Raw genomic sequence first — 14101 nt, forward strand, 5'->3', positions numbered from 1 at the left:
GACGCTGTATTTCTTGCTCATCCACTCTCATTCCTCCTAAACTAAAAAATATTTTTACACTTTTCTCCTCCCTTATACATATATTAAATAGTACATATACCCATCCTCATTCAAGAAGCGTGGTTTCTAAAAATATAGCATGAATAGAAATCCACTCACCAACCTCTCATCAATAGTACCTTAGATTGTTGAGAGTAGGATTAAACAAGGAGGGATTCCTATGCCTACGTGGCTAAAAAAACAAATGCAACGCGCATATTTTGAAAAAAACCGGTATCAAATTAAATTACTAAATGAATGCTGGTTTTATTATAGCAAAATACACCAAAGCTCATAATCCATTACACGTTTTATCCCATAAAAAAAGAGAGCAGTTTCATCCGCTCTCTCCTCTTACTATTCTATCGGCAACATGGATAGTGCAACGCGACCTTTTTTCGTATCAATATCATCTACCCATACCTTGACGATTTGTCCGACAGATACAATATCTAACGGATGCTTCACATACTGTTTGCTTAGTTTAGAAATATGTACTAAACCATCTTGTTTTACACCTACATCAACAAAAGCACCAAAATCAACAACGTTACGAACTGTTCCTTCCAGTTCCATACCACGTTTTAAATCTTCTAATTTCAAAATCCCTTTTTTCAGAAGCGGTTTAGGCAACTCATCCCTCATGTCTCGCTCCGGACTAATGAGCGCATCTATAATATCTACTAATGTCGGCTCCCCAACTCCCGTTTCTTGCGACAACTTAGAAATCTCCACTTCTTCCAAGCTCTTTTGTAATTGCAATTGCCCTACGTCATCTTTTGATAACCCTAGACTCTTCAATAACAATTCAACATTTTTATATTGTTCTGGATGAATACCCGTTCGATCTAACGGATTTGCCCCTTCTAATATACGTAAGAAACCTATGCATTGTTCATATGTCTTCGCACCTAGACGCGGTATTTTCTTTAAGTCTGTTCGTTTTGTAAATTTCCCTTCTTCTTCACGCTTTGCCACAATATTTTTCGCAACGGTTTTCGATAAACCCGAAACATATTGCAATAACGCAACTGAAGCTGTATTTACATTCACACCAACTTGGTTAACTGCCGTCTCTACTACAAATGTTAATGATTCATTCAACCTCTTTTGAGATACATCATGTTGGTATTGTCCAACCCCAACTGATTTAGGATCAATCTTCACAAGTTCAGCAAGTGGATCTTGCAGACGTCTCCCAATAGAAACAGCACTTCTTTCTTCAACCTGCAAATTCGGAAATTCCTCACGAGCTAAATCAGAGGCCGAATACACACTCGCACCAGCTTCGTTCACAATAATATAGAAGACTTCTTGTTTCACATTTTGTAATACATCAACTATAAATTCTTCCGATTCTCTAGAAGCTGTACCATTCCCAATCGCAATCATTTCAACTTGATATTTATCTATAATAGAAAGAACTTTCGTTTTTGCATCTTCATATTTACGAACAGGTGGATGCGGATAAATAACATCAATATATAGAACCTTCCCCGTATCATCTACAACAGCTAATTTACAACCCGTTCTATATGCAGGATCTACAGCTAACACAACCTTTCCTTTCATTGGAGGTTGTAATAATAAATTACGTAAGTTCTCAGAGAAAATATGTATCGCTTGTTCCTCAGCTGTTTCTGTTAATTCTTTTCGAATCTCTCTTTCAATGGAGGATTGAATTAATCGTTTATAACCATCCTCAATTGCTAACTTTACATAATGTGCACTTTTCGAATCGTTATCACGAATTACTCTCTTATATAAGAAAGTTACTATCTCATCTACTGGTGGAACAACAGAAACTCTCAATATATCTTCTTTCTCACCGCGATTCATCGCTAATACACGATGCGGTACTACTTTCTGCAACGGTTCTTCATAACTGTAATACATTTCATATATATTCTTTTCATCTTTCTCTTCATCTTTCACGGACGAAGACATAACACCTTTTCTAAAAGTAACATTCCGAATCCAACTTCGATAAGCTGCTTCATCTGAAACGATTTCTGCAATAATGTCTTGGGCACCTTGTAATGCTTCTTCTGCAGATTGCACTTCTTTCTCTGCGTCAATAAACTCCACTGCCTTCTGATTTGGATCTTCTTTCTTATATAACAATAACCATTCAGCTAACGGCTCTAGTCCTTTTTCTTTTGCAATCGTTGCTTTCGTTCTTCTTTTCTCTTTATATGGACGATATAAGTCTTCTACTTCTTGCAACTTTACAGCTTTAACAATTTGCTGACGTAACTCTTCTGTCAGTTTCCCCTTCTCATCAATAAGACGAAGAACCTCTTCTTTCCTATCTTCAAGCTGCATCATATATTGCCATCTCTCTAAAATTGTACGAATTTGCACCTCATCTAAAGAGCCTGTCCATTCTTTTCGGTAACGAGCAATAAATGGAACTGTGTTACCTTCTTCTGTTAATTGAATAACATGACGAACTTGCTTTTCGGTAAAGCCTAATTCCTTCACTAACATTTTCATTAACGCTTGTCGATTATCTACCATTTCCATATACAACCGTAACCTCCTCTATAATAAAAAAAAGTTGCCCTGTAAAGAGAGCAACTTAAACTGCCGATTTAAAAATCTATTAGTCCTAAACTAATTTGTAGCGCTTCATCTACACGAATCATCATCACTTCATCTAAGTGAGTGATTTTGTCCGTTAAGCGCTGCTTATCGATTGTTCGAATCTGCTCAAGTAAAATAACAGAATCTCTCTCAAAACCGTACTTTTTCGCATCAATTTCCACATGAGTGGGTAATTTAGCTTTTTGAATCTGTGCAGTAATAGCCGCTACAATCACCGTTGGACTAAAACGATTTCCGATGTCATTTTGAATGACAAGAACCGGACGAACGCCTCCTTGCTCAGAACCAACAACTGGGGAAAGGTCTGCAAAATACACGTCGCCGCGTTTTACAATCAAAATATTACCCCCCGCTAACTAAGCGTTCTACTGTATGAGCTGCTTCATACTCTGCTAAGAAAGCTTCCGATGCAATACCAAGATTAATTTTTCCCATTTCAATGTACCCACGTCGCATTGATTCATGTTGGTAGCGTTTCTTCGTCTTATGTTGACGCAATAACAGTTGTGTTGCCTGGCAAATTAGTTCATGGCGATTCTTATTCTCTTGTTTTCCAATTCCGTCCAATTCCGTTACCATTTGCTTTGGCAACCGAACCACGATTTCAGTAGTTACACTTGATTCGGACACAAAAATACACCTCCACCGTCAACTACACACCCAAATATATATATGACACCTATTGTAATAATACCATTGTATGGAGCCTGTTGCAAAGACTTCCTTATTCCTTGCTTATGTTTTCCAATTCACAAACAAAACATTCATATTCTTTTATTTTTATCTTATTACAAACAAGAAACGAAAGAGTTTCCCAGCAAAATTCACTTTAAATTATGTTAAAAGTAATGATAAGTAAAAAGCTTCTCATCAAAAATGAGCTTATTCTTAACCAATGAACAGTCCTCTCAAATGACAAGAAGCAAATCATACTACCTTCTATATATTGTTCAAATAATTGATTACTTCTACAACCTTGCCGTGCCGTATGAATATTCTCGGCACACGGAAGCTTATCGTTGCAATAATTTCATAATTAATAGTCCCAGAATATTCAGCAACCTCAGTAGCACTAATATACTCATCACCTTGTTTTCCAATGAGTGTAACTTTCGTACCAAGCGGCACTTCACAAGGAAGGTGTATCATGAATTGATCCATTGTTACTCGACCTACAATCGGTACCCTTTTACCATTTATAAGCACTTCGAACCCTTGTAATCTTCTAAGCCATCCATCTGCATATCCAATTGCAACAGTTGCAATCCATTCCTCCGTCTTCGTTCGGTAAGTGACGTTATAACTAATCCCATCCCCTTTAATCACCTGTTTAATATGAGCAACTTTCGTATGCAATGATAGCGCTGGTTCTAATTTAAACGGTAAAAAAGGGCGTATTTCTACAGACGGGGATAACCCATACATCGCAATGCCAATTCGTACTGCATTAAATGTAATCCCTTGAAAACGTAGCGTTGCAGCACTATTAGCTGTATGGACAAACTTAGGATCCACTCCGAACTCTTTCAACCAACTTAACTGCTGCAAAAATGTGTTATATTGCTTATCAAAGTAAGAAGTCTCCACCTCATCCGCTGTTGAAAAATGTGTATAAACTCCTTCTAATTCTAAAAATGGTGCACCTTCTAAACTTTTTAAAAACCCTTTTAATTCTTTGCGTTCGCGTATTCCAATTCTCCCCATACCACTATCGAAATTAATATGGTATTTCATTGTAGATGAACCATCCCAAAGTTTGATCGCTTCATCCACCCATTCTTTTTGAAAGACAGTTAACGCTACATCATTTTCAGCAGCTACATTGACATCACGAGGCGGGGAAGGACCTAACACTAAAATTGGCACAGTAATACCAGCCCTTCGGAGCACTAGAGCTTCATCTAAAAAGGCAACCGCTAACCTTGTCGCCCCTGCTTCTAATGCCGTTTTAGCCACCGGTACATAATCGTGTCCATATGCATTCGCTTTAACTACAGCAAAAATCTCTACATCACTTGGAATGAGATCTTTAATGTGTGTAATATTGTTATAGATCGCATCTAAATCCACTTCCACCCAAGTATCACGGTAAAATGGTGCTTCTTCCATAAATACACTTCCTTATACACGATATGCGAAGCTTATTCTTTTATATGCTTCTTTTATGAAATCCACCTTCAAACTAAGAAAAGACGTGGTGCACATATATCACCACGTCTAAGAAGTTTACTTCACTTGCTTCTCTGTAACTGAACGAGCAACCATTAACAGCTCCTTCGGCTCTAAACCTTTAGACACGAGCATATATTCTACTCCGTTATGCGACCACGTTAAAGAGTCTTTCGTCAATGCACCAATCGTAAAGCCAAGATCAACCAATTCTCCACTCACACTTATCGCTGACGAAGCCTCTGCAACTTTTGCCTTTTCTTGTATTAAAGTAAAGGATTTCTTACTTCCAGTGTATGTGAGTATCGCACGCTTGCCACTGTCTGTCTTCAACTCTTTTTCGTCTTTCAAAACCATACCTTGCGGCGTATCACGCGGATACAAAACAGCAAATGGTTTGTCTTCTTTCGCTGTCGTTTGAACATCTACTTGCGCTCTAGACATATTTTGTTTCGTATCAAATGCACCTTTATCAAATTTCGCATCAAATTTCACTTTTGAGAAATCTACTTTCACAAGAACATTTTGATCATTATCCATTAACTTCACCGAAACTGGTGTTAAATCACTTTTCTTCAATGTAATCTCTTGTTTTGGCAACATGTTTTGATGTTGATAGTTTGTTTTTGTTTTAAAAATATAATACTTATCTGTTTTTTCAAAAGTAAGGTTTTTCTTATCCTGTAAAATGTCTCTCACAAGTGATTCATATAAATAAGCCTGGCTACTATTTTGCGGCCAATCACTTTGGAAACGGAAACTCTTATTAAGCGCTGGCGTTAATACAAATACCCCTTCTTCATTTCTTAAAATAATTTGGCTTTGATCTTTTTTCGCATTCTGCAAATTCACACGATAAAAAGAAGGTTCCTTATGCCATATTTCTACCTTGTACTCCTGAGGCTCATTCCCTGTTTTAATAGATAATTTTGCTTCAGCTTGATAACTTTTCATCCCTTTTACTTTCGCCTCTAAATCTCTCACAACATCATCTTGTTTCTTTTCCATACAACCCGCCAACACAAAAACGGTTAATAAACCGACAAGAACTAAAAACAGACGCCTTTTCATCACTTCAGCCCCTTTGCCCCTATAAATGAATGGAAGATGTACCTTCCTTATCGCTACATCAAATATATGAGACAAAGATATAAAATATGCAGACTAGCGTGACGAGCTTTCTAAAACAACTTGAGCAACAGCAAATTCCTTACTATGACTAATTGATAAATGAACAATATGCTCTGTACTTGTAACAAGAATTGGCTTACCTCTATCATCATTTCTTACTTCAATATCTAAAAAACTTACTTCTTTCCCGATACCAGTCCCTACCGCTTTTGAATACGCCTCTTTTGCTGCAAATCTTCCAGCCACAAACTCTATAAGGCGACTTCCTTTCAACTCCTTAGCAACATTACGTTCATTTTCATTTAAAATACGTTCCATAAATTTAAGTTTTCCATCTAGCATTTTTTCAATTCGATTCAATTCAATAATATCGATTCCAATCCCTACAATCATTTCAAAATCCCCTTCTTCTATTTAGCTTTCTTCTTTCATATTGTAAGAATAACAGAGAATCTTTCTGATGCAAAAGGAGTGATACTAACAACATGCTAATACCATCTTTCCGCATTTCCTTACAACCAATCGTCATCGCTTTACTTCTCATACAATTAGTCATGATTATGTTAGGCGACTTTTTTCTCTTTCCCATGGCAGCCTATAATGAATATATCGCTAAAGGAGAATGGTGGCGTCTCATAACTTCTCTACTTGTACATGTAGACTTACAACATTTCCTTTCTAATAGTATTTGTTTATTCGTGTTTGGCTCTTCTATTGAAAAGCAACTAGGGCACTTTTCTTTCATCATTATTTTTTTCCTTTCTGGCATTCTTGGAAATATTTCTTCTTATCTTATTATGCCTCTTGAATATATTCATGCCGGGGCATCTGGTGGTATTTTTGGATTGCTAGGGGCACAATTATTTCTATTATATAGTCGATATCGTTCTTTCAATCCAAGAGACATTGCTATTTTTTCAATTATGATATGTATATTACTCCTATTCACTTTCTTCAATCCCTCCGCTAACCCCATAAGCCATTTAACAGGATTGATCATTGGCGGTATTTGCACCCCTTTTTTAATAAAGTGAAACTTTAATCAACCCACAAATAGCGGGATAAAAAAACTCGATGGTGCAGAGCTTATTTAATATAAAAGCTTGCACCATCGACAATTTCTACATCTGTTTGTTTACTTAAATCTCTCATTAGTTGAAATAAAGACTCATCCTTCTTCTTCGCCTCAATCATACAATCAATTTGCGAAACACTTCCCTTTATCTTTTTTAAAAAAGATAAAAAAGTATCTACATCAATAAAGTCCGCGTGTGCTCTCGGGTCTTTTCCCTCTCTAGGACTAGAAATGTGCATTTTCACTGGTAACAAAGACGATTCCCACGTATGTACAACACGAGCCCAATCTTCATGCCAATCTTCTCGATCATGATTCATCATATGGTGATGCAAATCAAACACGACTGGAATATCTAACTTCTCACCCAAATACAATGTTTCTTCTAAAGAAAAGGTCGTATCATCATTTTCTAATATGACCATCTCTTGAATACCTCTTGGGACATTCGACCAATTTTCTATAAAACGTTCTAATGCAAGTTCCTTATCGTTATAACCTCCACCCACATGCAATACACACCTCTGTTTATGTTCAATCCCCATACCTTTTAATAATTTTTTATGCATCTGCAATGTCTTTACGGATTGTTTAAAAATACTCTCTTCAGGTGAATTCAGTACAACAAAATGATCTGGATGGAAATCAATTCGCATGTTCATACGAATTGCGTATTCACCTAGCACTTTTAAATTTTCTTTCAACGGACGAATGTAGTTCCACTCTAGCAACTCCTCATGATTCGCTAAAGGAACAAGCTTGGAACTAAGCCGAAAGAAAGATATATCATGCCCTTTATTATGCTTTAACAACCGTAAACAATTTTCTAAATTCGAATTGGCAATTCTTTCGAGTTTACGAATTGCAGCCTCCCGATCATCAATTCGTTGAAACTGCGCATATGTCATCGTTTGAGATGGAGATGCATTCTTTAAATGTACACTCATCGCAACATACCCAAGTCTTACAAGCATGTAGCACCTCTTTTCTACACAAGTTATTATGTAGTATGTACAATTACAGAAATAAAAAAAGAGAATACCCGCAAAGGGCATTCTCTTTTTTATTAAGCTTGTGGACGGCTATGATGTTTTCTTTCGCCACGTCCATTTGAAGATCCAGGGCGACCTTGACCTTCACCTTTACGACCACGGCTACCACCATCACGATTACGATCACGGTTACGGCCATCGCCACCACCGCGTCCATCACGATTGCGATCACGGTTACGACCATCGCCACCGCCGCGTCCGTCACGACTACGATTACGGTTACCATCACGGTATCCGCCTCCGTTACCGCCGCGTTTTTTAGAACCGCCACCTCTTGAAACAACTGGTGGTTCTGATGTTAAAGCGATTGGAGTTGTATCTGGCTCTTTTGTCATCATTTTTAAAGCAGCAGCTACTACTGTTACAGAATCATTCTCTTCTAACATTTCTTCTGCAATACGCTTGTAGTATGATAAGTTCTCATTTTGGATTGTGCTTTGAAGCTTTTCAGCGATTAAACGTTGTTGACCTTCTAATGCCTCGTCAAGTGTCGGTGCTTCCATACGGTCAACTTTACGTTTTGTTGTGCGCTCGATATTTTTTAATTGTCCTGATTCACGTGGTGTTACAAATAACATTGCAATACCTTTTTTACCCGCACGGCCAGTACGACCGATACGGTGAACGTATGATTCTGGATCTTGTGGGATATCGAAGTTGTATACGTGTGTTACACCTGAAATATCAAGACCACGTGCAGCAACGTCTGTTGCAACAAGAACTTCAATAGCACCTTCTTTAAATTTACGTAATACAGACATACGTTTCGCCTGTGTTAAGTCACCATGAATACCTTCTGCTGCATAACCACGTAAGTTTAATGCTTCTGATAATTCATCAACACGACGCTTTGTACGACCGAATACGATTGCAAGCTCTGGAGATTGAATATCTAGCAAGCGTGTTAACACGTCAAACTTTTTCTTTTCTTGCACTTCTAAATAGAACTGCTGAATGTTTGGCATTGTTACTTCTTTTGCTTTTACTTTAATGTGTTGAGGCTCAGTCATGAAACGCTCAGCAATACGACGGATTGGATCTGGCATTGTCGCTGAGAATAATAATGTTTGATGTGTTTCTGGCACATCTGTTAAAATCGCTTCAATATCTTCAATGAAGCCCATGTTTAACATTTCATCTGCTTCGTCAAGAACAACAGTCTCTACGTTTTGTAAGCGAAGTGTTTTACGGTTAATATGATCTAAAATACGACCCGGCGTACCAACAATAATGTGTGGGTGTTTTTTTAGAGCACGAATTTGGCGGTTAATATCTTGACCACCATAAATTGGTAGAATACGAACGCGCTTATGTTTACCAATTTTGTATAACTCTTCTCCAACTTGAATTGCTAATTCACGCGTTGGCGCGATAACAATACCTTGAACTGCTTCTTTATTTGTATCCACTTTATCTAATAGTGGTAATCCGAATGCTGCTGTTTTCCCTGTACCTGTTTGTGCTTGCCCAATAATATCTTTACCCTGCAATGCATGTGGAATTGTTTCAGCTTGAATCGGCGTAGCCTCTTCAAAGCCCATACTTTCAACAGATTGTAGTAAAGACTCACTTAATCCTAATTCTCGAAATGTTGTCAATGTTACTTCTCCTTTTCTATCCTATACTTATCATTTAAAAAAAGGCGTTTTCCGAATTTGCGGAAAAGCCCTTTTCCTGAATGCTCACGTATATAAACGGGCGTATATTCTTCGCGAAAATACTTCTAAACGTTATTACACTTTATCAATTATAAGTTTTGTATGTGTAAAAAGCAAACCCAACTGTTACCTTATTTTCATATTCAGAGTTTTTTTCTTCACTTTTATTTTTTTATATTTACTGTAAGCGCTTATTATAAGTTTCTTCTATTTTCGTGGCTATCATCCCTATTTATATACACCAATTATTTCAACATAGTAATTACTTCTTCCAATTTCATACCGCGAGATGCTTTTATTAATACAACATCTTTCACATCGACTACTGCTTGCAACTCTTTTACTAACTCTTCTTTATTATCATACGCCTTTACACGTTCATTTGGGAAATTAATTTTCGCTCCTTCAGCAATTTGAGCTCCTAATTTACCATATGTGAACACATATGAGATTTTTGCTGGATCGATTAATTTACCTACTTCATAATGAAACTGTACTTCTTGATCTCCAAGCTCTAACATATCGCCGAGCACAACAATTTTTTTAGCAAATCCATCTAAACCATTCATTAAATGGAATGCTGCTTCCATAGCTGTCGGACTTGCATTATAAGCATCATTGATAATTGTTAATCCACTATCCGTTTTTACAATTTCCATACGCATGCCCGTCATTTGAAGTGTTACTAAACCTTGTTTCATTTCTTCCCATGTTACACCAAAATGTTTCGCAATTGCCATTGAAGCAAGTGTATTATACACATTATGTTTTCCCAATACTGGTAAGTAGAATGAAATATTTTCATCTCTATTCATTTTAAAATGTGTCCCAGTCGCCTGTAATGCTACAGTCGTTGGATAATAATCATTTGCTCTAGCATCACCAAACGTAACTGTTTCAGCTATTAAATTCATTTCGGGAACACGATTTGTTAATAATGGCTCATCTCCGTTATATACGAATACTCCACCTTCTTGTAATCCTGTCACAATTTCTAATTTCGCTTCAGCAATTGCCTCACGAGAACCTAAGTCCATTAAATGTGCCTCACCAATGTTTGTAATGATAGCTGCATTTGGACGAGCTAACTTAGATAAGAATTCAATTTCCCCTCGGCTTGACATACCCATTTCTAATACAGCTACTTCTGTATTTTCTTCTAAGTTTAAAATAGTAAGAGGTAATCCGATATGGTTATTGAAGTTTCCTTCTGTTTTTTGAACTTTGAATCTAGTCGCAAGAAGACTTGTTACAATATCTTTTGTAGATGTTTTACCGTTACTACCTGTCACACCAATAACTTTAACATCCAATTGATCGCGATAGTTTTTCGCTAACATTTGTAATGCTGATAGCGTGTCTTCTACAAAAATAACTGGAAGATTCTCAGGTGGATTTGCTACATTTTTCATCCATAATGTCGCCACAGCTCCATTTGCAACAGCTTTATCTACAAAAGCATGTCCATCGAAACGTTCACCTTGAATCGGAACATATAGGTTTCCTTTTTCGATTTTTCTCGTATCGATAGACACTCCTTGTATAGTAATTCCCTCATATTGCGCTGCTAATCCCGTACCATTTATCATCTGTTCTACTTGTTTTAACGTTCGATTTATCATGAAAACACTCCTTACATAGAGGAAGCACTATTCCTGCGAATAGTGCCTCCTCCTTTTTTGTTAGATTGTATATTTAATTTTTTGTTTTTCTTCGTGACGCTCAATCGCTAAACGAATTAGCTCTTCAATTAATTCCGGATACGGTAATCCAGTATGTTGCCATAGTAGAGGGAACATACTAAACGGCGTAAATCCTGGCATCGTATTCACTTCGTTAATATATACTTCTCCGTCTTTTGTTAAGAAGAAATCAGCTCTTGTTAAGCCAGCACTATCTAAAGATTGGAATGCAATAATCGCATCTCGCTTAATGACATTAGACTCTTCTTCTGTCATTTCAGCTGGAATAATTAACGCTGTATCGCCATCGATATATTTCGACTTATAATCATAGAAGTCTTTTTTCGGTACGATTTCACCTACAACTGAACATTTCGGTTCATCATTACCTAGTACACCAACTTCTACTTCACGTCCAACAATATTTTCTTCTACAATAATTTTACGGTCAAATTGGAACGCCTCTTCAAATGCATTCTCAAGTTCTTCACGATTTTTACACTTATTAATACCAACACTTGAACCAAGGTTTGCTGGTTTTACGAAGCAAGGATATCCTAATACTTCTTCTACTTTTTCATATGCTGTTTCACGATTTTTTTCCCATACGCTACGAATAAATGATGCATATTTTGCTTGTTTTAATCCAGCTTCTGCAAAGATGTTTTTCATAACAACTTTATCCATACCAGCAGCAGATGCTAGAACACCATTTCCTACATAAGGAATGTTCATTAATTCTAATAATCCTTGAACCGTTCCATCTTCACCATTTGGTCCATGTAATAATGGAAAAATAACGTCGATAGCATTTTCCTCAGAAGCTGCAGATGGAATGATTTCTGTGCTTAATGATAACGGAGAAATCGCATTTTCTGCACCGCTCATTTTTAGAACTTCAACATCTGTTACTTCACCTTCGATACGCTCACCGCGCACCCATTGACCTTGTTCTGTAATATAAATTGGATGAATCTCGAATTTATCTTGATTTAATGCTTTAATAGCAGCAAGAGCCGTTTGTAGCGAAACTTGATGCTCAGCTGATTTTCCACCATATAATAAACCTAATTTAATTTTTGTCACTGAAATCACCCTAACCAATTGTTTTCATTTTTCTATTTTAGCACTTTTTATAAAAATAGGTAGTTCCTATTTGAAATAAAATGTAACTTCCACAAATAAATAAATGACTCCACTTATTGGTTTTCTATACTTTTTCCACTTAACTTTCTTCATAAATATATAAAATTGCACCCCACTCTAGTTATGTACCTAGAATATGTAGAAATCCCCTTTTTGTGTATGTCATCTACTCATTAAGAAGATTGTTTGGTCATTGTGCCTTTTTGCCTTTCTTCAACGAGATGATCTAAAGAAACATATACAATACCTGCAACTACACATCCTACAGCTAAAATTGTAAATAGAAAGTGGCCAAGTAATCGATCCAATAAAAAACCTCCAAGAAGCGGACCGAATGCACCTCCTGTAATCCACTGCAAACTTGCAGCTCCCATATAAGTCCCTCTCAAGTGCTCAGGGGCCAAATTCGCTACAAACGTCATCTGTACAGGCGACATAATCATCTCACCTAACGTATATATGGCATAAACGAACAACAACGTTATTAAAATAATCGTAGCATTTGCATCGAATTCTCCAAACCACTTCGGTAACCATCCTATAAAGAACAAACCAATCCCGAACAAACATGCGCCATATAACATCGTCTTTCCGACAGGTTTATCTGTGGCCCATTTTGAAATTTGAAATTGGAACAACACAACTAATAGTCCATTTAAAGCCATTAAATATGGGTATGGATTGTTAATCCCAAAAATGCCTTTCATTTCATTATCAAAGTGCAGCGGCAACATGCCTTCTGTTTGAGAAAATCCCATCGAAATAATGATACCTGCTAACAAATAAATCATTAGTGCCTTATCTCTCATTACAATTTTCCAAACCGCCCCTGATTCCTTTTCTTTATTCTCTTCTTTATTCGCGCTCTTTGGCATTGTCTCTTGAATAAGAATGAATACAAGTAATGCATAAAATAACATCGTAGACGAGGCAATAATAAACACAAGGTTCTTCGACAACATAACTACTGAAGCGCCCATTATCGGGCCAATTGCAGCACCTATATTGTGCCCCATTCGTAATAAACCGTATGCTTCTGTTCTTTTTTCTGGCGTTGTTACATCCGCAACCATCGCTGATGCAGCTGGATGAAATAGCGAATTACTTAACCCTAAAAAAATAGATAAAATCGCATACGGAATAAATCCTTCTATAAATAAAAAACCGAGCATTAACACCGCATTACTCGTCATCGAAAATATCATAATCGGCTTTCTTCCATATATATCAGCAATTCTTCCCCCTATAATTGATCCAAAGCTTGCTGCAATTGGAGAAAGCGCCATAATCACTCCGACCTGCAATAACGAATCTACCTTATCTTTTAAATATAATGCAAAAAAAGGCATCAACATCATCATCGCAATTCCATTTAACGTCTCTCCAATAAATCGAATCCATACGTTACGGTCCATCTCCCTTAACTCACGCCACGTATTTTTCATCATTTCACCCCTTTCGTTCGCCAACAATTATCTTATAACTAATTCAGAAAAATGTAAATTTTCAAAATAAAAAATCCATCCTAACAGAATTAGAATG

At 36.9% G+C, this 14101-nt stretch carries 14 protein-coding genes (1 of these 14 running past the window's edge); 2 read left to right on the forward strand and 12 right to left on the reverse strand.

Translation table 11 applies throughout. From position 1 onward, the window contains the following. A protein-coding gene (locus QCI44_RS26940) for a SprT family protein (RefSeq protein WP_116329675.1) crosses the window boundary here: on the reverse strand, positions 1-31 show its start. Its footprint begins 434 nt before the window's first position; 31 of the gene's 465 nt are visible here — the first part of the coding sequence; its start codon is at positions 29-31; its stop codon lies off the left edge, out of view. Positions 32-220: 189 nt separating this feature from the next. Here QCI44_RS26940 and cmpA point away from each other — a divergent pair, with 189 nt between their 5' ends. Next, positions 221-337 (forward strand): cortex morphogenetic protein CmpA, encoded by a 117-nt coding sequence (gene cmpA, locus QCI44_RS26945; RefSeq protein WP_001143642.1) that lies wholly within the window; start codon positions 221-223, stop codon positions 335-337. A 59-nt stretch (positions 338-396) separates the two neighbouring features. On the opposite strand, the gene QCI44_RS26950 is transcribed toward cmpA, so the two are convergent. The 6 genes from QCI44_RS26950 to acpS form a co-directional block, all read right to left on the reverse strand. Continuing rightward, positions 397-2565 carry a Tex family protein gene (locus QCI44_RS26950; RefSeq protein ID WP_016089587.1) on the reverse strand — a complete coding sequence of 723 codons (2169 nt, stop codon included), beginning with the start codon at positions 2563-2565 and terminating at the stop codon, positions 397-399. 68 nt (positions 2566-2633) lie between these two features. After that, positions 2634-2984 carry a type II toxin-antitoxin system endoribonuclease NdoA gene (ndoA, locus tag QCI44_RS26955; protein WP_000635963.1) on the reverse strand — a complete coding sequence of 117 codons (351 nt, stop codon included), beginning with the start codon at positions 2982-2984 and terminating at the stop codon, positions 2634-2636. A 4-nt stretch (positions 2985-2988) separates the two neighbouring features. Beyond that, positions 2989-3276, reverse strand: coding sequence for an antitoxin EndoAI (locus QCI44_RS26960; RefSeq protein ID WP_000004570.1), 288 nt, complete (start codon positions 3274-3276; stop codon positions 2989-2991). A 309-nt stretch (positions 3277-3585) separates the two neighbouring features. Continuing rightward, positions 3586-4755 (reverse strand): alanine racemase, encoded by a 1170-nt coding sequence (alr, locus tag QCI44_RS26965; protein WP_353811509.1) that lies wholly within the window; start codon positions 4753-4755, stop codon positions 3586-3588. Positions 4756-4872: 117 nt separating this feature from the next. Continuing rightward, complete coding sequence (locus tag QCI44_RS26970; RefSeq protein WP_016089588.1) at positions 4873-5823, reverse strand: LolA family protein; 951 nt, start codon at positions 5821-5823, stop codon at positions 4873-4875. 156 nt (positions 5824-5979) lie between these two features. Beyond that, entirely contained in the window at positions 5980-6339 is a 360-nt protein-coding gene (gene acpS, locus QCI44_RS26975) for a holo-ACP synthase (protein WP_016089589.1), read from the reverse strand. A gap of 92 nt (positions 6340-6431) precedes the next feature. Here acpS and QCI44_RS26980 point away from each other — a divergent pair, with 92 nt between their 5' ends. Further along, the gene (locus tag QCI44_RS26980) at positions 6432-6980 is read left to right on the forward strand and encodes a rhomboid family intramembrane serine protease (RefSeq protein WP_016089590.1); all 549 of its coding nucleotides are present in this window, start codon (positions 6432-6434) and stop codon (positions 6978-6980) included. A gap of 52 nt (positions 6981-7032) precedes the next feature. On the opposite strand, the gene uvsE is transcribed toward QCI44_RS26980, so the two are convergent. The 5 genes from uvsE to QCI44_RS27005 form a co-directional block, all read right to left on the reverse strand. Next, positions 7033-7995 carry a UV DNA damage repair endonuclease UvsE gene (uvsE, locus tag QCI44_RS26985; RefSeq protein WP_016089591.1) on the reverse strand — a complete coding sequence of 321 codons (963 nt, stop codon included), beginning with the start codon at positions 7993-7995 and terminating at the stop codon, positions 7033-7035. Positions 7996-8087: 92 nt separating this feature from the next. Continuing rightward, the gene (gene cshA / locus QCI44_RS26990) at positions 8088-9671 is read right to left on the reverse strand and encodes a degradosome RNA helicase CshA (protein ID WP_000206603.1); all 1584 of its coding nucleotides are present in this window, start codon (positions 9669-9671) and stop codon (positions 8088-8090) included. A 305-nt stretch (positions 9672-9976) separates the two neighbouring features. Beyond that, a complete protein-coding gene (gene murF / locus QCI44_RS26995) occupies positions 9977-11353 on the reverse strand; it encodes a UDP-N-acetylmuramoyl-tripeptide--D-alanyl-D-alanine ligase (RefSeq protein ID WP_016089592.1) in 1377 nt (458 codons plus the stop codon). Between the two features lie 60 nt (positions 11354-11413). Further along, positions 11414-12499, reverse strand: coding sequence for a D-alanine--D-alanine ligase (locus QCI44_RS27000; RefSeq protein WP_016089593.1), 1086 nt, complete (start codon positions 12497-12499; stop codon positions 11414-11416). A 233-nt stretch (positions 12500-12732) separates the two neighbouring features. Next, positions 12733-14004 carry an MDR family MFS transporter gene (locus QCI44_RS27005; RefSeq protein WP_033659611.1) on the reverse strand — a complete coding sequence of 424 codons (1272 nt, stop codon included), beginning with the start codon at positions 14002-14004 and terminating at the stop codon, positions 12733-12735. Positions 14005-14101 lie beyond the last annotated feature (97 nt).

This window comes from Bacillus cereus group sp. RP37 (assembly GCF_040459695.1).
In the GTDB taxonomy this organism is placed as follows: Bacteria; Bacillota; Bacilli; order Bacillales; family Bacillaceae_G; genus Bacillus_A.

Coding starts and splice junctions, on each gene's coding strand:
- acpS (WP_016089589.1), bottom strand. CDS start 6,339: ATGATTGTAGGGATTGGAATCGATATTATTGAATTGAATCGAATTGAA.
- QCI44_RS26980 (WP_016089590.1), top strand. CDS start 6,432: ATGCTAATACCATCTTTCCGCATTTCCTTACAACCAATCGTCATCGCT.
- uvsE (WP_016089591.1), bottom strand. CDS start 7,995: ATGCTTGTAAGACTTGGGTATGTTGCGATGAGTGTACATTTAAAGAAT.
- cmpA (WP_001143642.1), top strand. CDS start 221: ATGCCTACGTGGCTAAAAAAACAAATGCAACGCGCATATTTTGAAAAA.
- QCI44_RS27005 (WP_033659611.1), bottom strand. CDS start 14,004: ATGAAAAATACGTGGCGTGAGTTAAGGGAGATGGACCGTAACGTATGG.
- QCI44_RS26950 (WP_016089587.1), bottom strand. CDS start 2,565: ATGGAAATGGTAGATAATCGACAAGCGTTAATGAAAATGTTAGTGAAG.
- murF (WP_016089592.1), bottom strand. CDS start 11,353: ATGATAAATCGAACGTTAAAACAAGTAGAACAGATGATAAATGGTACG.
- QCI44_RS26970 (WP_016089588.1), bottom strand. CDS start 5,823: ATGGAAAAGAAACAAGATGATGTTGTGAGAGATTTAGAGGCGAAAGTA.
- alr (WP_353811509.1), bottom strand. CDS start 4,755: ATGGAAGAAGCACCATTTTACCGTGATACTTGGGTGGAAGTGGATTTA.